Origin of the sequence: Pseudomonas sp. RL_15y_Pfl2_60 (genome assembly GCF_963970595.1) — a bacterium.
Classification (GTDB): domain Bacteria; phylum Pseudomonadota; class Gammaproteobacteria; order Pseudomonadales; family Pseudomonadaceae; genus Aquipseudomonas.
Genome location: NZ_CAXAOE010000002.1, coordinates 294,112 through 312,831, shown reverse-complemented (window position 1 = coordinate 312,831; position 18,720 = coordinate 294,112). Strand labels below are relative to the sequence as shown.

General features: G+C 54.5%; 20 protein-coding genes. 14 read left to right on the top strand and 6 right to left on the bottom strand.

What is annotated here, in order from left to right:
• Positions 1-20: 20 nt before the first annotated feature.
• Positions 21-845: a TatD family hydrolase gene (locus AACY26_RS06565; RefSeq protein ID WP_339512206.1), complete on the bottom strand. Its 825-nt coding sequence runs from the start codon at positions 843-845 to the stop codon at positions 21-23.
• Between the two features lie 233 nt (positions 846-1,078).
• On the opposite strand from AACY26_RS06565, the gene AACY26_RS06560 reads away from it, so the two are divergent.
• From AACY26_RS06560 to AACY26_RS06550, 3 genes are all read left to right on the top strand, one after another.
• Complete coding sequence (locus AACY26_RS06560) at positions 1,079-2,491, top strand: transglycosylase SLT domain-containing protein (RefSeq protein ID WP_339512204.1); 1,413 nt, start codon at positions 1,079-1,081, stop codon at positions 2,489-2,491.
• Positions 2,492-2,591: 100 nt separating this feature from the next.
• Positions 2,592-3,026 (top strand): DoxX family protein, encoded by a 435-nt coding sequence (locus AACY26_RS06555; protein WP_339512202.1) that lies wholly within the window; start codon positions 2,592-2,594, stop codon positions 3,024-3,026.
• Positions 3,027-3,317: 291 nt separating this feature from the next.
• Positions 3,318-3,641, top strand: coding sequence for a class I SAM-dependent methyltransferase (locus tag AACY26_RS06550; RefSeq protein WP_339512200.1), 324 nt, complete (start codon positions 3,318-3,320; stop codon positions 3,639-3,641).
• Here AACY26_RS06550 and greB read toward each other — a convergent pair.
• The 3 genes from greB to AACY26_RS06535 are packed head-to-tail and all read right to left on the bottom strand — an operon-like array spanning position 3,638 to position 7,366.
• Positions 3,638-4,135 carry a transcription elongation factor GreB gene (gene greB, locus AACY26_RS06545; protein ID WP_339512198.1) on the bottom strand — a complete coding sequence of 166 codons (498 nt, stop codon included), beginning with the start codon at positions 4,133-4,135 and terminating at the stop codon, positions 3,638-3,640. The genes AACY26_RS06550 and greB overlap by 4 nt on opposite strands.
• A 43-nt stretch (positions 4,136-4,178) precedes the next feature.
• Positions 4,179-6,683, bottom strand: a complete 2,505-nt coding sequence (locus AACY26_RS06540) for an ABC transporter permease (protein WP_339512196.1) — start codon at positions 6,681-6,683, stop codon at positions 4,179-4,181.
• Positions 6,683-7,366 (bottom strand): ABC transporter ATP-binding protein, encoded by a 684-nt coding sequence (locus AACY26_RS06535; RefSeq protein ID WP_339512195.1) that lies wholly within the window; start codon positions 7,364-7,366, stop codon positions 6,683-6,685. Before AACY26_RS06535 ends, AACY26_RS06540 begins: the two co-directional genes overlap by 1 nt.
• 10 nt (positions 7,367-7,376) lie before the next feature.
• Here AACY26_RS06535 and AACY26_RS06530 point away from each other — a divergent pair, with 10 nt between their 5' ends.
• The 3 genes from AACY26_RS06530 to AACY26_RS06520 all read left to right on the top strand — a co-directional run bounded on the left by AACY26_RS06530 (position 7,377) and on the right by AACY26_RS06520 (position 9,456).
• Positions 7,377-7,994 carry an arylesterase gene (locus AACY26_RS06530; RefSeq protein WP_339512193.1) on the top strand — a complete coding sequence of 206 codons (618 nt, stop codon included), beginning with the start codon at positions 7,377-7,379 and terminating at the stop codon, positions 7,992-7,994.
• 63 nt (positions 7,995-8,057) lie between these two features.
• The gene (locus tag AACY26_RS06525) at positions 8,058-8,339 is read left to right on the top strand and encodes a hypothetical protein (RefSeq protein WP_339512192.1); all 282 of its coding nucleotides are present in this window, start codon (positions 8,058-8,060) and stop codon (positions 8,337-8,339) included.
• A 154-nt stretch (positions 8,340-8,493) separates the two neighbouring features.
• Positions 8,494-9,456, top strand: a complete 963-nt coding sequence (locus AACY26_RS06520) for a L,D-transpeptidase family protein (RefSeq protein WP_339512191.1) — start codon at positions 8,494-8,496, stop codon at positions 9,454-9,456.
• A gap of 123 nt (positions 9,457-9,579) precedes the next feature.
• Here AACY26_RS06520 and AACY26_RS06515 read toward each other — a convergent pair whose 3' ends face one another.
• On the bottom strand, positions 9,580-9,831 hold the full coding sequence (locus AACY26_RS06515) for an Lpp/OprI family alanine-zipper lipoprotein (protein WP_010483743.1): 252 nt from the start codon (positions 9,829-9,831) through the stop codon (positions 9,580-9,582).
• Positions 9,832-10,148: 317 nt separating this feature from the next.
• On the opposite strand from AACY26_RS06515, the gene AACY26_RS06510 reads away from it, so the two are divergent.
• The 3 genes from AACY26_RS06510 (at position 10,149) to AACY26_RS06500 (ending at position 13,159) form a co-directional block, all read left to right on the top strand.
• Positions 10,149-11,525 (top strand): GntP family permease, encoded by a 1,377-nt coding sequence (locus tag AACY26_RS06510; RefSeq protein WP_339512189.1) that lies wholly within the window; start codon positions 10,149-10,151, stop codon positions 11,523-11,525.
• Between the two features lie 71 nt (positions 11,526-11,596).
• A complete protein-coding gene (locus tag AACY26_RS06505) occupies positions 11,597-12,859 on the top strand; it encodes a hypothetical protein (RefSeq protein WP_339512188.1) in 1,263 nt (420 codons plus the stop codon).
• Between the two features lie 21 nt (positions 12,860-12,880).
• On the top strand, positions 12,881-13,159 hold the full coding sequence (locus tag AACY26_RS06500; RefSeq protein WP_339512186.1) for a GNAT family N-acetyltransferase: 279 nt from the start codon (positions 12,881-12,883) through the stop codon (positions 13,157-13,159).
• Between the two features lie 116 nt (positions 13,160-13,275).
• Here the strand turns inward: AACY26_RS06500 and AACY26_RS06495 are convergent, their stop codons facing one another.
• On the bottom strand, positions 13,276-14,352 hold the full coding sequence (locus AACY26_RS06495; RefSeq protein ID WP_339513106.1) for a 3-deoxy-7-phosphoheptulonate synthase: 1,077 nt from the start codon (positions 14,350-14,352) through the stop codon (positions 13,276-13,278).
• A gap of 346 nt (positions 14,353-14,698) precedes the next feature.
• Between AACY26_RS06495 and AACY26_RS06490 the strand changes: the two genes are divergently transcribed.
• From AACY26_RS06490 to cysB, 5 genes are all read left to right on the top strand, one after another.
• Entirely contained in the window at positions 14,699-15,079 is a 381-nt protein-coding gene (locus AACY26_RS06490) for a thioredoxin family protein (RefSeq protein ID WP_339512185.1), read from the top strand.
• On the top strand, positions 15,079-16,035 hold the full coding sequence (locus AACY26_RS06485; protein WP_339512184.1) for a putative 2-dehydropantoate 2-reductase: 957 nt from the start codon (positions 15,079-15,081) through the stop codon (positions 16,033-16,035). The genes AACY26_RS06490 and AACY26_RS06485 overlap by 1 nt, the downstream gene beginning before the upstream one ends.
• A 7-nt stretch (positions 16,036-16,042) precedes the next feature.
• Positions 16,043-16,957, top strand: coding sequence for a 5'-nucleotidase (locus AACY26_RS06480; RefSeq protein WP_339512182.1), 915 nt, complete (start codon positions 16,043-16,045; stop codon positions 16,955-16,957).
• A gap of 135 nt (positions 16,958-17,092) precedes the next feature.
• Positions 17,093-17,605 carry a universal stress protein gene (locus AACY26_RS06475; protein ID WP_339512180.1) on the top strand — a complete coding sequence of 171 codons (513 nt, stop codon included), beginning with the start codon at positions 17,093-17,095 and terminating at the stop codon, positions 17,603-17,605.
• A gap of 126 nt (positions 17,606-17,731) precedes the next feature.
• Positions 17,732-18,706, top strand: a complete 975-nt coding sequence (gene cysB / locus AACY26_RS06470) for an HTH-type transcriptional regulator CysB (RefSeq protein WP_339512178.1) — start codon at positions 17,732-17,734, stop codon at positions 18,704-18,706.
• Positions 18,707-18,720: the final 14 nt, after the last annotated feature.

Genomic DNA, 18,720 nt, shown 5'->3' with positions numbered 1-18,720 from the left:
CCAAGCAATCTATTCACGGGTTAATCAGTGGTGTCCGCCATCTTCAGCTTGGGCAAGCAGAAAAATGACTGAGCGGTTGCGCTGGTATGAGCGGCAAGGTGTTCAATCGTTTCGTTGCGATGCTCGGCCACAGTTTTCAACGTTTCGATCAGGTAGGCGGGCTCATTCCGACCACTCTTGGGCTTGGGTCGCAAGGTACGTGGCAGCAGGAAAGGGGCGTCACTTTCGAGCATCAGGCGTCCCTCAGGTACTTCCCGGACCAAGGGCTGCAAGTGAGTGCCGCGGCGCTCATCACAAATCCAGCCAGTGATGCCGATATGCAGATCCAGGTCGAGGTAGTTGAACAGGGCGCGCTTCTCACCTGTGAAACAATGCACCACGGCAGCTGGCAGCTTATCGCGGTAATCACTCAGTATTTCGAGCAGACGCTGACTGGCATCGCGTTCATGCAGGAAAACCGGCAGCTTCAGTTCGACTGCCAGGGCCAAGTGTTCTTCAAGTACTTTTTCTTGTTGGGGGCGTGGTGAAAAATCACGATTAAAGTCCAGTCCGCATTCGCCTACAGCACGCACCCGCGGGTGTGCCAACAGTGCTTTTAGTTGGCTGGCGCTGTCACTGCTCCAACTGCTGGCATCGTGTGGGTGGATACCGGCCGTACTGAACAGTCGGCTTTGGCTTTCATCGTGTTCCTCACAGAGCTTTATGGCCTGTTCACTTTCGACCAGGCTGGTGCCGGTTAAAAGCAGTTGCGTCACTCCCGCGGCGTAGGCGCGATCGAGAACTGCCGCGCATTGTTCAGCTAGGCTGGGGTGGGTGAGATTGACGCCAATGTCAGTGAGCTGCATGGTGCTACCCAGTTAATATGATTCGTAAGAATATCAGAGCTTTTCACTTTATAAATAAATCTATTAAAAACATATAGTTATAAGTTTTATGTGATGTTGAGTGCTAAGTTGTGCTGGCGAAATATAAGCGACTGTGAGAGTCTCCGCGGCCATTTACGCATGCGCGACTGTCATCAGTTTGTTTTTAGCTGACCAATGACTATGCCTTGATTGGGTCATGGTCCGGAGTATCAATGCCACGAATGTTCCTTGTGCTGTGCTTGCTACTGCTGCCTTTTACGGCCGTAGCGCGTGTGGCTGGGCCATTGGAAGTGGCAAAACCTTCAGTCTCGCGCGATCTGGCGAGTATTCGCCGGGGTGCCGAGCTGCGTGTGTTGGTCAATCAAAGCCGCAACAGCTCCGGTGAAGTCAAAGGGCAAAGCATTGGCGTTGAATACCATCGCCTGCGAGCATTCGAACAGTACCTCAACCGTAATGCGCACGATGGTCGAGCCATCAAGCTAAAGATCATTCCCATGGCCAAAGACCAACTGCTAGGCGCCTTGCAGCGTGGCGAGGGCGATCTGGTCGCGCCGGGTGAATTGCTGACGGTCCGCAAGGCCTCGGCTGTTACCGCAAGCGGCGCAATACGCCGCAACGTCCAGTTGGTCGTAGTTGGACGTCAGGGGGATCGACGTTACAAGTACCTGGACCAGATGTCAGGGCGCAGTATTGCGTTGCCAGCAGGCAGCGTGGCGGGTGAGGCGATCAATGAAGTCAACCGCAAGCTGATCAAGCGCAATAAATCACCGATTGTGATTGAGTGGGTTGATCCGACATTGGCCGTCGAAGATGTTCTGGAAATGGTTCAGGCGGGGATTTTTACCTCCACGGCTGTTGAGCTGCCGATTGCTGAGCGCTGGACCAAGGTCATGCCCAAGCTGCGCATTGAGCGGCATTTGGTGCTGTCCAATAATGGCGTGATGCGCTGGTATGTGCGCCGTGATGCGCCAATGCTGAGCGCAGCAATTGATCGCTTCTTCATCAGCTACCGTGCGCCCGAAGACCAGGACGTGGCCTTTCAGCGGATATATCGGCGCCTTTATAAGGTGCATTATCCCTTGGGCCGGGTTGAGCGTCAGCGGCTGGAGCAGGTTCGTCCGGTACTGCAGCGTTATGCCAAGCAACTGAATTTCGACTGGTTGGCACTGGCGGCACTGGCGTTCAAAGAGTCAACCCTCAACCCCAGGGCGCGCGGAAGTGGCGGTGCCACAGGCTTGATGCAGATTACCCCGATTGCCGCGCGTGCAGTGGGTGTCGGCAATATCACGGTGCTGGATAACAATGTACTGGCCAGCGCCAAGTACCTGGCGATGATTCGTAAATCCTATTTCAACAGCCCGAAGCTCAATGAACGTGAGCGCATGGCCTTTGTTCTTGCCGGCTATAACATGGGGCCTGCGCGGGTACAGAGCATGCGCGCCGAGGCTAAGCGTCGTGGCCTTAATCCCAATCAATGGTTCTTCCAGGTTGAGCGTATCGCTATGGAGCAGGTGGGAATGGGCGTTGTCAGCTATGTTAATAGCGTGAACAAGTACTATTTGGCCTATGACCGCGAGCGTTATTTGCTTGAGCCTCAGGGCACAAAAGTGAGCGCAAGAGAATGATTTATAAATTAGATATATTTTATGGATTTTATGCGTTAGTGGTATCGAATTAATTGGTTAATATAGCATCCATCAACTTAATGCCCTTCAGGAATACAACATGAGCACACTGATTAAATCGCTAACGACCACCCACGCAGGCTACGGGCTGACTATCTTGCGCGTTATTGTCGGCCTTACTTTTGCGGCGCATGGTGCGCAAAAATTGTTTGGCTCCTTTGGTGGCCCCGGCCTTGAAGGCGTTGGCCAGTGGATGGAAAGCCTGGGCATGACCCCAGGCTATCTGTTTGCATTGCTAGCAGGCAGCGCCGAGTTCTTTGGTGGTCTGGCGTTGATCATTGGCTTGCTGGTTCGTCCGGCGGCACTGGCTTTGAGCGTGACTATGCTGGTGGCAATTTTCAGCGTACATATCAGCAACGGCTTCTTTATGAGTGCAAATGGCTACGAATTCGCTTTGGCGCTGCTTGCCGCGAGTGTTGCTATTCTGATTGAAGGTGCTGGGAAGTTGTCGGTGGATCAGCGTCTTTCCATCTGATCATCCTGGCTTGTAAAGCCCGCTACTGCGGGCTTTTTTGTGCGCGATAGTTTTGTTCTACGAATAACTAATTAATCATCAGGTTTTTGTATCGCCTGTATTGACAGCGATAAGCCTGATTCTCTAGGATTCAAACGCGCCGATTTAAACAGCTACTTGCGGGGCGCCGCGGGACTTGCCCAGTGCAATTCCCCGAGAAGACCTCAACAGGCTTCGAAATACCGCTAAAGCGCTGGTTCGGTGTCGCCTCTCACCGCTGCCCAGCGGGATTTCTGAGGCGGAGACGCGAGCATGACTTGCCAACCCTATATTCGTTTAGCCCCGATCACCTCCGGGCTGATCAAACGCAACCCTAAAATTTTACTCGGTGGTGCTCATCAGCCTACTTTGCTGCGTTATCTGGATGGCTGGCCGCGTCGTGGCAGCACGTCTCGCGCCTTTTTAATTCAGTTCGTCGAACCAAACGATTGCCTGGCACGTTTCGCCAGCGACAGTTTTGATATGGCCGTGCTGCCCGCAATAGCGGCTGAGCATCTTGATGAGCAGGTTCGACAACTGGTGCGTGTGGCGCGGCAGGGCTTGATTACCCGACCCACTGGCAACAAGCGAGGTTAGGGGTAGTCGATGGCAATCACGTACCAGGTCTTGTCGCCTGTGGGTGCCTGAACGGTGATTTCTGCCTCGAGTGATTTACCGATCAATGCCCGGGCCAATGGTGAGTCGATGCTGATCATATTTTGCTTCAGATCGAGTTCATCAGGCCCGACGATACGGTAGCGTGCTTCTTTGCCGTCCTCATCCTCAACCGTGACCCAAGCGCCAAAATAGACCTTGTTTGGATCGCTGGGTTGAGCGCTGACGACCTTTAAGCTTTCCAGGCGCTTGGTCAGGAAGCGCACTCGACTATCGATCTCGCGCAGCATTTTTTTGCCATAAGTGTACTCAGCGTTTTCAGAGCGATCGCCTTGGGCGGCAGCTTCGCTGACGGACTGGGTCACCTGGGGGCGGCGCACATGCCAGAGCTCATGCAGTTCAGCGCGCATGCGGGCTTCGCCTTCAGGTGTAATCAGTGGCGTGCCAGCAGAGCGTGGAGGGCGATAGCGACTCATAAATACCTGTTGTAAACCTTGGCAGTTAAATGGAGTGAGTCTATCAACCCTCGCGTAGCACTGTCAGTGGGCTTGCATTCAAGGCTCGTCGTGTGCCGAGTACGCCAGCTGATGCAACCAGCACGGCACCGATCACGGGCAAGACCAGTAGCCAGGGGTGAGGCTGCCAGTTGAGATCAAATGCGTAGCGGTACAGAAGAAAACTGATCAACTCGCAACCAAAGGCGGCGAGCACGCCACTTGCGGCGCCAAGCAGGCCAAACTCAGTGCGCCGCGCCTTAACCAAGAGCTTGCGTTCAGCGCCCAGTGCGCGAAGCAGCGCGCCCTGACGAATTCGTTCATCAAGGGTGGCTTGTAAGCCGGCAAATAAAACCGCCAGTCCCGCAGCCAATACAAACAACAGGACAAACTCAATCGCCACAGTGACCTGAGCGACAATGCTGCGCAGTTGAGCGAGTAGGGCATCGACCTGGAGCAATGTCACTGCCGGAAATTGGCGAGCAAGCTCAACCAGCTGGCGATCTTGCTGTGCTGGCAGGTAAAAGCTGGTTAGATAGGTGACCGGTAAATCCTTCAAGGTGCCTGGCTCGAAGATCATATAAAAGTTCGGTTGGAAGCTGTTCCAGTCGACTTTACGCAGGCTGGTCACGCGGACATCACGGCTAAGCCCGCCAACAACAAAGCTGAGTCGGTCTCCCAGCTTCAACTGCATGCTTTCAGCCAGTTCCGACTCGACTGATACACCGGGCATGTCTTGTGGCTCACCTGCGTGCCACCAACTGCCTGCAAGCAGCTCATTATCAGTGGGTAAATCAGTTGCCCAGGTAAGGCTCAAGTCACGATTAATCGCGCGGTCACCCCGGCTGTCCTTACTGACGATTTGTTGTACCGGCTGATCATTGATTTTGATTAGGCGACCTGGAATAACCGGATATAAATGCGCAGGTTTGGGCGACAGTTCGGCAAGGCGAGCCTCAAAAGCAGCTTTGTGATCTGGCAGTACATTTAGGGCGAAGTGGTTGGGTGCATCTTCCGGTAGTTGGTCTTGCCAGGTATCGAGCAGCTCACCGCGGAGCAGTGCAATAAGCGCCATGGCCAGGATAATCAAGCCAAATGCCAGCGATTGCCCTGCCGCTGCAAGTGGGTAGCGCAGCAATTGGCCCAAGCCAAGGCGCCAAGGCAAGGAGGCTCTGGCCAGTACCCGGCGCAGGCTCTTCAAGCCCATTAGCAGCAAACCACCCAAGACTACTGCGGCGATCATGCCGCCACCCAGCAGGGCAAAGGTCAACTGCAAATCGAGGCTCAGGCGCCACATGATCAAGCCGAGCGCAAAGAGTGCTGCCCCATATACCAGCCATGAACTGGCCGGTACTGGCAGCAAGTCACGGCGCAGTACCCGTAGCGGTGGAACACGCCCCAGCGCGGCCAGCGGCGGCAGGGCAAAGCCTGCAAGTGCAACTAAACCGGTTGCCATGCCTGCCAGTGCTGGGCCGAAGCTGGCAGATGGAAGGTCGGGCGGAAGCAGCTCTCTGAGTAAATAGAACAGTCCAAACTGGCTTAACCAGCCGAGCAGGGCGCCAATGAGACTTGCACTAATACCGAGTATGGCCAATTGCAGGCCGAACAGGCCTAGCGCTTGGCTGCGCGATAAACCCAGGCAGCGCATTAGTGCGCTGGCATCGAATCGCCGAGCAGCAAAGCGAGTGGCGGATAGAGCCACGGCAACGCCGGCAAGTAGTACGGCGGCCAGGCTCGCAAGGTTCAGGTAGCGTTCGGCTCGGCCTAGAGCCCCGCCAATCTGTCGGTTACTGTCGCGGCTACCTTCGATTTTCTGATTGGCTTCGAGCTGCGGCTCGATAAGTTTTTTGTAGGCTGCAAGTTGTTCAGGCGTGCCACGCCATAGCTCGCGGTACTTGACCCGGCTACCCGGTTGCACCACACCAGTTGCAGCCAGGTCGTGAAGGTTCATCAAGACCCGCGGTGTGAGGCTGTAGAAATTACCAGCGCGGTCGGGCTCGTAAGTCAGTACGTGGCTTAGTTTCAGGGTTTTGTTGCCGACATCAATGCTGTCGCCAATTTTCAGATTTAATGCCGCGAATAAGCGTGCCTCAGCCCAGGCATTGCCTGGCTCAGGGCCGCTGCTCGGTTGTTCGGGGCCGTAGAGTTTATCCGCGCGTTTGAGTTGCCCGCGCAAAGGGTAGGCCTTGTCGACCGCCTTGACGCTGGCTAGCTGAATGCCCGTGTCGGTGGCGATGACGCTTGAAAACTCCACGGTTTGCGCGTGATCAAGGCCTTGCGTCTGACCCTGGCTGACTTGTTCATCAGCTGCCGGTGAACTGCCGGAAAGGACCATGTCGGCTGCGAGAAACTCACTGGCGCGCATCAACATTCCTTCGTTGAGCCGCGCACTGAAGTAACCGATTGCGGTGCTGGCCGCGACCGCAATGATCAATGCAAAGAACAGAATGCGCAGCTCACCAGAATGGGACTCGCGCAGCAGTTGGCGCCAGGCCAGGGATACAAGGCGGGAGCAGGGAAGTCTGGTCATTAAGGTTCTACTGCGTCGATCAAGTGACCGCCTTCAAGACGAATCAAGCGGTGGCAGCGGTGCGCCAGGCGTTCGTCGTGGGTAACCAGGACCAAGGTGGCGCCACGCTCCTGGTTCAACTCGAACAGCAAATCACTGATGCGCTGGCTGGTATGGCTGTCAAGGTTACCGGTTGGCTCGTCGGCGAAGAGCACGTCGGGCTCGGCGGCAAATGCGCGGGCAATGGCAACCCGTTGTTGTTCGCCACCGGATAGTTGGCGTGGATAGTGAGTCAGGCGATGGCCAAGGCCGACACGCTCAAGCAGAACGCGAGCACGCTCGCGGGCATCAGGATGACCTTCAAGCTCAAGCGGCAGCATGACGTTTTCCAGCGCATTGAGGCTGTCGAGTAACTGGAAGGACTGAAACACAAAACCTGCATGTTCGGCGCGAACCCGGGCGCGCTGGTCCTCGTCCATTTCCCCGAGATTGTTGCCGGCCAGTTCGACATTGCCTGTGCTCGGCAAGTCGAGCCCGGCGAGTAAGCCAAGCAGGGTCGATTTACCCGAACCCGAGCTGCCGACGATTGCCAGGCTGTCTCCTGCATTGAGGTCGAGGCTGAGGGCGTGCAATATGCTTAACTCGCCTTCCGCGCTGGGAACCACTTTGCTGAGGTTTCGCGCGGTGAGAATACATGAGCTCATGGAGAATCCAATGCGTACAGGGTTTATCGGCGTTGTCCTGATACTGACGATGTGGATCAGCAGTGCATCTGCAGGGACGATATTGGTTGTTGGCGATAGTATCAGTGCTGCTTTTGGCCTGGATACCCGTCAGGGGTGGGTGAATTTGTTGCAAAAACGCATTGCCGAGCAAGGTTATGACACAGAAGTGATCAACGCTTCCATCAGTGGCGATACCAGTGCAGGTGGCGCCGCCCGCTTGCCCGCGTTGCTTAAGGAGCACCAGCCCCAATGGGTCATTCTTGAGCTGGGAGGTAATGATGGCTTGCGTGGGCAGGCACCAAGCCAATTGCAACAAAATCTTGCCGGGATGATTGACCAGTCGCGTGAACAGGGCGCCAAGGTGTTGTTGTTGGGCATGCGCCTGCCACCTAATTATGGCCAACGCTACACCAATGCCTTTGCTCAGGTCTTTAGTGATCTGGCCGAGCAGAAACAAGTCCCCTTTGTACCCTTTTTTCTGGAAGGGGTTGGCGGTGTACCCGAGATGATGCAGGCCGATGGCTTGCATCCTGCGCTTGCGGCCCAGCCGATTCTGCTGGAAAACGTGTGGCCGGAGCTGCAACCACTATTAAATGAGCCTGAATAAGTGTTTCAGGCTTTTCTGAATCCTGTGTTTCGGATAATGTGGCGCCCCCTTCTGGAGCCCTAAATGCCGCGTATTGCCTGGTCTTTGCATGCCTATAAACTGATCGAACCTGATGAGCAGCTAGACTTGTTCGCCTGTCGGGAGGTGCGTGTGCATTTGGTTGAGCGCCAGCTAGAACTGGGCAATTCAGGGGATCGGACTTTGTGTGGCGGCTTCCTGCCTTCACAGCCACGCTGGCAGCCGCTTGAAAAGGACATGTTGCGCGACAAGCGCTTGTGTTCCTTATGCAAGCAGATACTCGAAGCCCAGCGCCGAGGTGAGCGTTCCATGCTGCTGGTTGACTGAGCACCTCGCTATTTACAGAAGCAACCACGCGCCACTTTGGTTGTCACATCCAGATAGCTGTTCTCGCTGTACGGGACTCCCTGTGCTCAATGCCGCGGTGTACAATCGAAATCAGTAATGCACGTCTATCAGCCACCTTTCCAAGGATTATCGGATGTTGTCGCACGTATCTGCGGTTTCCCGCTGCCTTTCTGTTGCCGCATTGTTGGTTGCAGGATCTGCAAGTGCTCTTGAGTTCCCATTGCCGCCACCTGGCGATGACATTATTGGCCAGGTTCAGGTGGTCAAGGCCAAGTACGAAGATACATTTGCTGACCTCGCGACAGCCAATGACCTGGGCTATTCCGAAATGGTCGCGGCCAACCCGGGTATTGACGCCTGGTTGCCGGGCGAGGGCGCTGAGATCATTCTGCCGACGCGCTTTATCCTGCCGCCTGGCCCCCGCGAAGGCATCGTAATCAACCTGGCTGAATACCGCCTCTACTATTTCCCCAAGGGTAAGGATGTGGTTTACACCTATCCGCTGGGGATTGGTCGTGAAGGCTGGGGGTCGCCGGTTGCCAATGCACGCATCACTGCCAAAACGCCTAACCCGGCGTGGTACCCGCCTAAATCGATACGCGCAGAACATGCTGCCGATGGCGATCCATTGCCATCGGTGGTGCCGCCAGGTCCGGATAACCCGTTGGGTCCATACAAAATGGCGCTTTCAGTGCCTGGCTATCTGATCCATGGCTCCAACAAGAAATTCGGCATCGGCATGCGTGTCAGCCATGGCTGCTTCCGCATGTTTAATCAGAATGTGCTTGAACTGGCGGCCATGACCTCGGTGGGTACCTCGGTACGTATCATCAATGAGCCCTACAAGTTCGGTCGCAGCAATGGCCGTGTTTACCTAGAGGCGCATGAGCCCCTTGATGACGAGGGCAAGGTATCGGTTATTGATAAACACACCGCGGTGATCAATACATTGCTCAAGCAATATGAGTTTGCCAACTTCCGCTTGGACTGGGAGGTGGTGCGTGAAGTTGTGGCTGCACAAGACGGCTTGCCCATCGAGATCGCCACTGAGCAGAGTGCACCAATCAATAATGAACAAATCAGCAATCCGTTCTGATCTGCAGACTGCGTTAAAGCAACCCGTCGCGTGAAAACCGGCGGGTTTTTATTTGCACTTATAAAATTGGGGCAATAAAAAAGCCGGCCCGTAATGGGCCGGCTTTCTTTAGCCTGAAGGCTATTACTTGCGGCTTGCTTTATCCAGCATACGCAGAGCACGCTCATTAGCTTCGTCAGCAGTTTGCTGAGCTTTCTGAGCAGCAGCCATAGCTTCGTCAGCCTTACGGTAGGCTTCATCAGCACGGGCTTGCGAACGTGCAGCAGCGTCTTCAGTAGCAGTCAGACGAGCTTCAGTTTCTTTAGACATGCTGCTGCAACCAGTAGCCAATACTGCGGCCAAAGCCAGAGCAGACAATTTCAGGACGTTGTTCATTGTGTTCCCCTAAATGTTAAGTTTTCCATAAAGCAATTCCCCAGTTAAGGGGGATTAGCCGGCGTACATACTACTCATAACTTGTAGTAAGTAAACTGATCGAGTGCAAGTCTAGCCTGTTTTTTTGCGTTTTTTTCAGCCATGTGTTTAACGCTTACATCCGCTGTATGAAAAACATACAATCCGTTCGTGGCAAGGCTGCAACAGTGGCCGACGGGTATAAAGGCCATGGCATTCGTCGGGCACTCTAAACCGACCACATCAGGGCTACATTAGTTCACTGAGCTGTCATCTAAAAAACAAAAAAGGCTAGGACTATGCTGGGTAATTTAGGCTTGTTGGTTGCATTGGGGTTGCTAATATTCATGGCCCTGCGTGGCGTGAATATATTTATCGCTACGTTATTCAGCTCGATAATAGTTGCACTCACAAATGACTTGTTAGTGCCTCAGGCGCTGCTCGAGTATTTTCCGTTCGGGCCCTTGGGCGCATTCACCTTCGCCGGTAAATTTTTTGTGTTGTTCCTGTGCGGCGCCATCTTTGGCAAGGCCATGGCTGCAAGCCAGGCGGCCAGCAGCATCGCACAGGCGATCACCCGTTGGCTCGGCGTTAAGCGCACTTTATGGGTCACCATGCTGGTATGCGCACTCTTGACCTATGGCGGGGTGGTGGTTTTCGTCGTCATTTTCACCATGTACCCGCTGGGTATAGGTTTAATGCGTGAAGCCAATCTGCCTAAGCGACTCTTTTGTGCTGCGACAGCCTTGGGGGCCGGTACCTTTACCATGACCGCCTTGCCGGGCACGCCGTCTATTCACAACGTAATTGCCGCCAACGCCTTGGGAACCGATTTGTTTGCAGGTGCCTGGATTGGAATTGTTGCCTCGGTAATCATGATCGTATTAGGCATGGCCTATGTGCAACGTGAGTGGCGTTTGGCAATCGCCAAAGGCGAGGGGTTTGAGTCTAACGCTCAAGATCAGCGTATGCAGCAGATCGCAGGAGTGCCCGGAGAAGGGCCGCACTGGGCCGTGGCTCTGGTGCCGATCGCGGTGGTGCTTGGGGTGATTTTGCTGCCGCGTCTTCTGATGGCTGCTGGGATCAGTGCAGGGCCGAGCGGAGCGCTCGCCAGCATGCTGCAATTTAGCCAGCAACAGCCAATTCTCTGGCCGAGCCTGGCATTGGTTATCGCGACTGCAACTGCAATCATGCTGTTTGCTGGGTTGCGCCGTAACACACTCGGGATGCTGGGGCAGGGGGCGGATGATTCGATCATGCCGCTGCTTAACACGGCCGCCGTGATTGGCTTTGGTGGTGTGGTGACGCATACCGCAGGTTTCATGCAGTTTTCGCAGTGGGTGTTATCCCTGGATTTGCCGCCGTTGTTGTCAGTTTTTGCATCGGTCAGCGTGGTCTCGGCAATTGTGGGGTCGTCTTCCGGTGGCTTGCAGATATTCATGCAAAGCCTGGCGCCAAAGTATCTGGATATGGGCGTCGAGCCCGAGGTGCTACACCGAATCGCCAATATTTCTGCGGGCGGGCTGGACTCCTTGCCGCACTGTGGCGCGGTTATCGCAATGTTGATGATCATGGGCCTGACCCACAAGAATGCCTACAAAGATATTTTTGTCGTCACCGTCGTGGTTCCCGTGATTGCGGTATTGATCTGCATTGGCATCATAAGTGTGCTGTAAGTCCCTGATTTAAAGCATTTGCTTGGTAATATGTGGTGATATTGGAATGATGGCCAGGAGCTGGGATGGTTATGGGAAAACTGATCAAGTGGGGCGTGCTGTCTGTTTTGCTGGTGGCGATAATTATCAAGTTATCGCTGTACCTCTCAGTTCGCTCGATCATGAACGATGCCAGGGATCGTTTGGCGCCCGTCGTTGATATCAGCTATGGCGGCATTACGTCCTCATTCGATGGCCGTGTCGGGCTTGAGGACGTCAATATCCGCATACCGGCAGTTGGCGATAAGCTGCAAATTGCCCATGCAGAATTGAAGTTCAATGGTCTTTCCGAGCTGTTGCGTTTCAAGGAGCGTCTGGCTGAGCGCAAGGTTCCCGAGCAACTGGCGGTCAGTATCAAGGGCTTGTCGGTTGATGTGTTCGGCCCCCTGGCTCAGGCGTTTTACCAGCCGCCCGCGCAAACCGATATTTACAGCGCCCTGAGTGATGTGGCCTGTGGCGATGTAAAACACATCGGTGCCAATGAGTTACTGGATATGGGGTATCGCACCCTCGAAACCGATGGCGAGTTTTCCTATCTGTTCGAGCCATCGGCGCAGAAGCTGACTTTTCATCTGGATTCAGACACGCGCGATATGGGCGCAATGCAGGTCAGCCTGTCATTGGCGAACATGTCTGATAACCCGGCTGATATTCGCAGTAATCCACCGCGTATCAAGCGCTTGAGTGTCGAGTTGAGTGATAACGAGTACCAGCGCAAAGTGCAAACCTTTTGTGCCGCCAAGATGGGGCTAACGCCGGAGGCTTATCGTAAGGCTGCCATCGCTAAGTTTGATAAGTCTTTGCGCCATCAGCGTGTCGCGCTCAACCAGTCGGTGCTTGATGCCTACGCCCGCTATCTTGCTGATCCTCAATCACTGCGAGTCGAGCTTGAGCCAACGGAAGGAATGGTGTGGGATGGTTTGCAGTTCTTCGAGGCCAAGGACGCATTGAGCATGATGCGGCCAACCGTTATTGTTAATCAGTCGTTGGTCAAGGATGTTGGCTTTGAATGGGTGGACCCGGTTGCGCTCAAGGTAGCTGCTGCAGACAAGGCCGCACTGGCCAATGTAGTATCGACTGAGCCGGTCTTGGTTTCCTCAGGTTTCGTGCATGTTGATGCCTTGCCTGATTATATTGGTAGGCGTATGCGTTTTATCACTTATGATGGGATGTACTATCAAGGTGTTTTGACCCGGGTCGCGAACCAAAAGGCCTACCTGACCGTCCAAGGTGGCAACGGCACAGCACAAATGTCGCTGCGTCTAGGAAAGATTGATAAGGTTCGGGTTGAGTAATGATCTCATTGAGGAGTAGTAATGAGCGAGGCGTTGTCCATTCATCATGACCAAGCAGGTCACCAATTCGAAATCACAGTGGATGGTGATCGTGCTTACTTGGCCTACATGGACTTGGGCAAGCAAACATTGGATATCTATCGTACCTTTGTGCCCAACAGCCTGCGCGGGCGGGGTATTGCAGCGCAGCTGACTGAACATGCGCTGCAATACGCCGAGCGTATGGGCTATACGGTGATTCCGTCATGCTCCTATGTTGAGCGCTACATGGAGCGTCAACAGCGTTTGAGCAGCAACTGATACTTGCTCTAGATCAGCACGCACAAAAAAGCCGGGATATCCCGGCTTTTTGCATTGCAGGCAAACACAGCGCAGATGGTTGCAGCTGTATTGCTGCAGCCATCCATGGCCAGCCCCTAGCCGCGTTGACGCTTGGGTAGCACATCCTTGAGTTTGGCGTGCATGTTACGCAGGGTCTTCTCGGTGCTTTCCCAGTCGATGCAGGCATCGGTAATAGATACACCGTACTTGAGCTGTGACAAGTCTTTAGGGATCGACTGGCTGCCCCAGCCGAGATGACTTTCGACCATAAGGCCGACAATGGATTGGTTGCCTTCGAGAATCTGGTTGGCCACGTTGTCCATCACCAGAGGCTGTAGCGCCGGATCCTTGTTGGAGTTGGCGTGACTGCAGTCGACCATGATGTTGGGTGTAATGCCTGCCTTGCTGAGTTCTTGCTCGCAGACTGCAACACTTACCGAATCATAGTTTGGCTTGCCGTTACCGCCGCGCAATACCACGTGACCGTAGGCATTACCTTTGGTGGTGACGATCGACACGCCGCCTTCCTGATTGATGCCGAGGAAGCGGTGGGGGCTTGAAACTGACTGCAGGGCGTTGATCGCAACAGTCAGGCCACCATCGGTACCATTCTTGAAACCGACTGCCGAAGACAAGCCCGAAGCCATTTCACGGTGAGTTTGAGATTCTGTGGTGCGCGCGCCAATCGCTGACCAACTGATCAGGTCTTGCAGATACTGAGGCGAAATTGGGTCCAGCGCTTCGGTCGCTGTCGGCAAGCCCATCTCGGCCAGGTCGCGCAGCAGGGTGCGGCCAATGTGCAAGCCATCCTGGATCTTGAATGAATCATCCAGGTATGGGTCGTTGATCAGGCCTTTCCAGCCCACCGTGGTGCGCGGCTTCTCAAAATAAACGCGCATGACCAAATACAGTGTGTCAGAGACTTCAGCCGCCAGTACTTTCAGGCGCTCGGCATATTCATGGGCCGCTTTAATGTCATGGATCGAGCAAGGGCCGACAACGATAAACAAACGATGGTCTTTACCATCGAGAATGTTACGCACTACTTCACGGCCAGAGGCGACAGTGCGCAATGCGGCTTCGGTCAGCGGAATTTCACGCTTGAGTTGTTCGGGGGTGATGAGCGTTTCGTTGGAGGCAACGTTCAGGTCATCAATCGGTAAATCAGCCATCGTGCTATTCATCAGTCAGATTCGTCAGGTCACGGGTGCCGGCCGCCAGCGCTCCCCGTGTGGCGGAGCACAGCAATAATGAGCACAGCGGGGAAACAGAACCTTATCGCGTAACAGGCGGGCTCGACAATGGTTGAACGCAATTGTGCTGCCGATTAATCGCGGGTCAGGCAAATTATTTTGCAAATAGCGGCTTTATTGGCGAAATCAGCTGGATGTAATAGCGTGGGGGTTATTGCCCAAGGTGAAAGTGGGGCAGTCAGGCGTGTCGCTTGCTTGCTGCTCTACGATGGTTTTTGCGTGCAAAACGCACTTTGCCTCGCAAATCAATAGAATGAGGTTAATCGTGACGCACCACTCCAAAAACTCAACAGCGCCAGTTGAAGGTATTGCGCTTGAGTACGAGCTAACGGACCTGGATGTCGACCGCAAGCTGCTGGATCTGAGGGGCAGGACATTGCTGGTGTTTACCAGTACCGGCTGCGCCAGCTGTCGCTGGGCGCGTCAGACGCTGCCCTGGATGGGGTTGCCGGTTGAACGCATTGCCTGGATTGATGCCGCGAATAATCCTGGTGCGGTACAGCGTTATGAGGTGTTTCATTTGCCAGCATTGTTTGCAGTTAAGGATGGCAGTTTTTATGATCGGCTCAATTGTCGTTTACGCGCAGATGATCTGCGCCTTGCTTTGGACGCGGCCTATTCGCGTCCCGCTGAGGAGCTTCCTTGATGTCTAGCACTCCACGTCCACGTATCGGCATTATTGGCACCGGCGCAATTGGCGGTTTTTATGGCTTGATGCTCGCGCGTGCAGGCTTTGATGTGCATTTTCTGCTGCGCAGCGAGTATCGCGCCGTTGCTGCCAATGGCATTCAGCTCAATAGTGCGGTGCATGGCGCGCTGACGCTTAATCCTGTTCAGGCGTATAGCAATGCAGCGGATATGCCGCGTTGTGACTGGTTGCTGGTCGGAGCCAAGACCACCAGGAATGCTGCATTGGTCCCAGCCATCACCCAAGCGGCTGCCGATGGCGCAAAAATTTTGTTGCTGCAAAACGGTTTGGGTGTTGAAGATGAGCTGCGCCCTTTATTGCCCGACAACCTGCATTTACTCGGTGGCTTGTGTTTGATTTGTGTGCATCGCGCCCAAGCCGGTGTCATCGAGCATCAGGCATTGGGCGCGGTGAACCTGGGGTATCACTCAGGTCCGGCCTCGGATGAAGAGCGTGAGCAGATCACTGCAGCCGGGGCGGCAATGTTCAATTTGGCAGGCATTGACTCCATGGCTGCGGTCGAATTGGGGCAAGCGCGCTGGCAAAAACTGGTATGGAACGTGCCCTACAACGGTCTGTCGGTTCTGCTCAACTCGGGTACCAGCGGCCTGATGGGTAACCAGAGCAGCCGTGAGCTGATTGCTGCAATCATGGATGAAGTGGTGGCCGGTGCTGCGGCCTGTGGTTATCAAATCCCGGCCGATTTTGCGGCAAAAATGCTCAAGGCCACTGAACGCATGCCGGACTACTTGCCCAGCATGTATCACGACTATGACCACAAGCGTCCGCTCGAACTAAAGGCGATCTATGCCGCGCCGCTGGCAGCTGCAGCCGCTGCCGGGTGTTCGATGCCTCGCACCGAGATGCTGTATCAGGCCCTGCAGTTTATTGATCAACGTAACTCCCAAGGTTGAGGCGACTATGAGCAAGGTACTGGGCGACAAATTGGTCCTGGCGATTTCGTCCAGTGCCTTGTTCGATCTGCGTGAGAGTCACCAGGTCTATGTGGGTGAGGGCGTTGCGGCTTATCGCCAGTATCAGATTGACCACGAGGACGAGATCCTCATGCCGGGAGATGCCTTTGCGCTTGTAGAAAAACTGCTCGCGCTCAACCAAACCCTGGGGCAGCAACGCGTCGAGGTGATTCTGGTCTCGCGCAATAGCGCCGACACTGGCCTGCGTGCCTTCAACTCGATCCAGCATTACGGGTTGGGTATTTCTCGGGCTGCATTTGTTGGCGGCCGTAGTCCTGATCCTTACCTGGCAGCGTTTGGCTGTCATTTGTTTTTATCGACCCATGCCGAGGATGTACGCAGTGCGCTGCGCTCGGGGTTTGGCGCCGCGACAATCCTTTCCGGCGGCAGTCGGCGTGAAGCCAGCAATGAACTGCGGATCGCCTTCGACGGTGATGCAGTATTGTTCTCTGATGAATCCGAGCGGGTCTATCAGTCCGGCGGGCTTGAGGCGTTTCAGAGTCATGAGAAGCAATCAGCCCGAGAACTGCTTGGAGGAGGGCCGTTCAAGCCATTCCTGGCCGCTCTGCACAAGCTACAGCAAGAGTTCGCTGAAGAGTCATGCCCCATTCGCACTGCATTGGTTACTGCGCGTTCTGCGCCTGCTCACGAGCGGGTTATCCGAACCCTGCGCGAGTGGAACATCCGTTTGGATGAGTCGTTTTTCCTTGGCGGGCTGGATAAATCATCCATTCTCGACACCTTCGGTGCCGATGTGTTTTTCGATGACCAGGCCAGTCACTGTGAAAAGGCAAGGGCAGTTGTTGCAACCGGCCATGTCCCCCATGGTGTGAGCAACGAGTTGCAGCCGATCAAGGGGTGAGGGCCCCTGTTTTCGTGGGCATTGAAACGTCTGCCCCGATTTCCACTGATCTTATTTAAGCGCGCATTTAAATTGACATGCTGGCCGCACTGCTAAGCTCAAGTAGGACCCGTCATGCGGGTACAAGGAGCCAGCATGATCCGAACTATTCTTTATGCCACCGACCTTGGGCTCTATGCGCCGTATGTATTGCAACATGCGTTAGCCATGACCCGGGCGTTTAATGCCAGCTTATATGTGATCCATGCTGTGGAACCCATGGGCTTGTTTGCAGAATCAGTACTTAAAACCTATCTCGACGAGGAACATTTGAAAACGCTTCGCCATAAAGGCCTGGAGACTGTTATGGCGGGGATTGAGGCGCGAGTCTTGGAAGGCTTCAAGGATGAAATAGCTGATTCTCCGGACGATCTTGCGTTGATTCGAGCGGTACGCGTAGTGCAGGGCGATCCGCCGCAGGTGATATTGGCTCAAGCACAGAAACTAGAAGTGGATTTGTTAGTCATAGGCAGTCATAGCCACGGAACAGATCTGGATATTCCAATGGGCCGAACCGCAGCACGACTCTTGCAACTAGCCGAAGTGCCGGTTTACCTGGTGCCGATGCTGCAGCATCGCAGCCGTGGTGATGCCGGGATTATTTTCTGAATGGGGCGCTTGACGATTAAAGCTGCAATTTTAAAAAAATCGTCTAAATTGAACGATTGAACCGTTCTTATGGTTATATGAAACAGCCGAAACTAGCACGGCGCTTATCTGCTTTGAGGGATAGTTATGAAGCTCCAGCAATTGCGCTACATCTGGGAAGTTGCGCACCACGATCTCAACGTGTCTGCTACTGCACAGAGTCTATACACGTCACAGCCGGGTATTAGTAAGCAGATTCGTCTACTAGAGGATGAGCTGGGGGTTGAAGTCTTTGCGCGCAGCGGTAAGCACCTGACGCGCGTGACGCCAGCGGGTGAGCGGATTATCACCACCGCTGGAGAAATCCTGCGCAAGGTCGAAAGCATCAAGCAGATCGCCCAAGAGTTTTCCAATGAAAAGAAGGGCACCCTTTCAATTGCCACTACTCATACCCAGGCGCGTTACGCCTTGCCTAAGGTGATCAGTGGTTTTATCAAGCAATACCCCGACGTATCACTGCATATGCATCAGGGCACGCCGCTGCAGATTGCCGAAATGGCCGCTGACGGAACTGTCGATTTTGCCATCGCGACAGAGGGGCTTGAGCTATTCAATGACTTGGTGATGATGCCGTGCTACCGCTGGAACCGTTGTGTGGTCGTCCCGCAAGGTCATCCGCTGACCAAGCTGCCGAAACTGACGCTGGAAGCCTTGGCTGAGTATTCGATTGTCACCTATGTCTTTGGTTTTACCGGTCGCTCCAAACTTGATGAGGCTTTTAGCCACCGGGGGCTGACGCCTAAAGTCGTGTTTACCGCAGCCGATGCCGACGTGATCAAAACCTATGTGCGCCTTGGCCTTGGGGTTGGAATTGTCGCAGAAATGGCTGTGGACCCAGCGCTAGACCCTGATTTGGTTGTGCTCGATGCCAGCGAGCTGTTTGAGCCAAGCGTGACCAAGATCGGATTCCGGCGCGGCACATTCCTGCGCGGATTTATGTGCGACTTTATCGAAAAATTTGCCCCTCACCTGACTCGTGAAGTCTTGGCCAAGGCGGTGCAGTGTCATAACAAGTCCGAGCTTGAGGAGTTGTTTGAAGGCGTTGAGCTGCCGACCTATTAACCCATCAGCCACAA

What these genes read in the sequence shown, in the direction of transcription:
- AACY26_RS06565 (WP_339512206.1), bottom strand. Translation starts at nt 845, where the DNA reads ATGCAGCTCACTGACATTGGCGTCAATCTCACCCACCCCAGCCTAGCT.
- AACY26_RS06560 (WP_339512204.1), top strand. Translation starts at nt 1,079, where the DNA reads ATGCCACGAATGTTCCTTGTGCTGTGCTTGCTACTGCTGCCTTTTACG.
- AACY26_RS06555 (WP_339512202.1), top strand. Translation starts at nt 2,592, where the DNA reads ATGAGCACACTGATTAAATCGCTAACGACCACCCACGCAGGCTACGGG.
- AACY26_RS06550 (WP_339512200.1), top strand. Translation starts at nt 3,318, where the DNA reads ATGACTTGCCAACCCTATATTCGTTTAGCCCCGATCACCTCCGGGCTG.
- greB (WP_339512198.1), bottom strand. Translation starts at nt 4,135, where the DNA reads ATGAGTCGCTATCGCCCTCCACGCTCTGCTGGCACGCCACTGATTACA.
- AACY26_RS06540 (WP_339512196.1), bottom strand. Translation starts at nt 6,683, where the DNA reads ATGACCAGACTTCCCTGCTCCCGCCTTGTATCCCTGGCCTGGCGCCAA.
- AACY26_RS06535 (WP_339512195.1), bottom strand. Translation starts at nt 7,366, where the DNA reads ATGAGCTCATGTATTCTCACCGCGCGAAACCTCAGCAAAGTGGTTCCC.
- AACY26_RS06530 (WP_339512193.1), top strand. Translation starts at nt 7,377, where the DNA reads ATGCGTACAGGGTTTATCGGCGTTGTCCTGATACTGACGATGTGGATC.
- AACY26_RS06525 (WP_339512192.1), top strand. Translation starts at nt 8,058, where the DNA reads ATGCCGCGTATTGCCTGGTCTTTGCATGCCTATAAACTGATCGAACCT.
- AACY26_RS06520 (WP_339512191.1), top strand. Translation starts at nt 8,494, where the DNA reads ATGTTGTCGCACGTATCTGCGGTTTCCCGCTGCCTTTCTGTTGCCGCA.
- AACY26_RS06515 (WP_010483743.1), bottom strand. Translation starts at nt 9,831, where the DNA reads ATGAACAACGTCCTGAAATTGTCTGCTCTGGCTTTGGCCGCAGTATTG.
- AACY26_RS06510 (WP_339512189.1), top strand. Translation starts at nt 10,149, where the DNA reads ATGCTGGGTAATTTAGGCTTGTTGGTTGCATTGGGGTTGCTAATATTC.
- AACY26_RS06505 (WP_339512188.1), top strand. Translation starts at nt 11,597, where the DNA reads ATGGGAAAACTGATCAAGTGGGGCGTGCTGTCTGTTTTGCTGGTGGCG.
- AACY26_RS06500 (WP_339512186.1), top strand. Translation starts at nt 12,881, where the DNA reads ATGAGCGAGGCGTTGTCCATTCATCATGACCAAGCAGGTCACCAATTC.
- AACY26_RS06495 (WP_339513106.1), bottom strand. Translation starts at nt 14,352, where the DNA reads ATGGCTGATTTACCGATTGATGACCTGAACGTTGCCTCCAACGAAACG.
- AACY26_RS06485 (WP_339512184.1), top strand. Translation starts at nt 15,079, where the DNA reads ATGTCTAGCACTCCACGTCCACGTATCGGCATTATTGGCACCGGCGCA.
- AACY26_RS06480 (WP_339512182.1), top strand. Translation starts at nt 16,043, where the DNA reads ATGAGCAAGGTACTGGGCGACAAATTGGTCCTGGCGATTTCGTCCAGT.
- AACY26_RS06475 (WP_339512180.1), top strand. Translation starts at nt 17,093, where the DNA reads ATGATCCGAACTATTCTTTATGCCACCGACCTTGGGCTCTATGCGCCG.
- cysB (WP_339512178.1), top strand. Translation starts at nt 17,732, where the DNA reads ATGAAGCTCCAGCAATTGCGCTACATCTGGGAAGTTGCGCACCACGAT.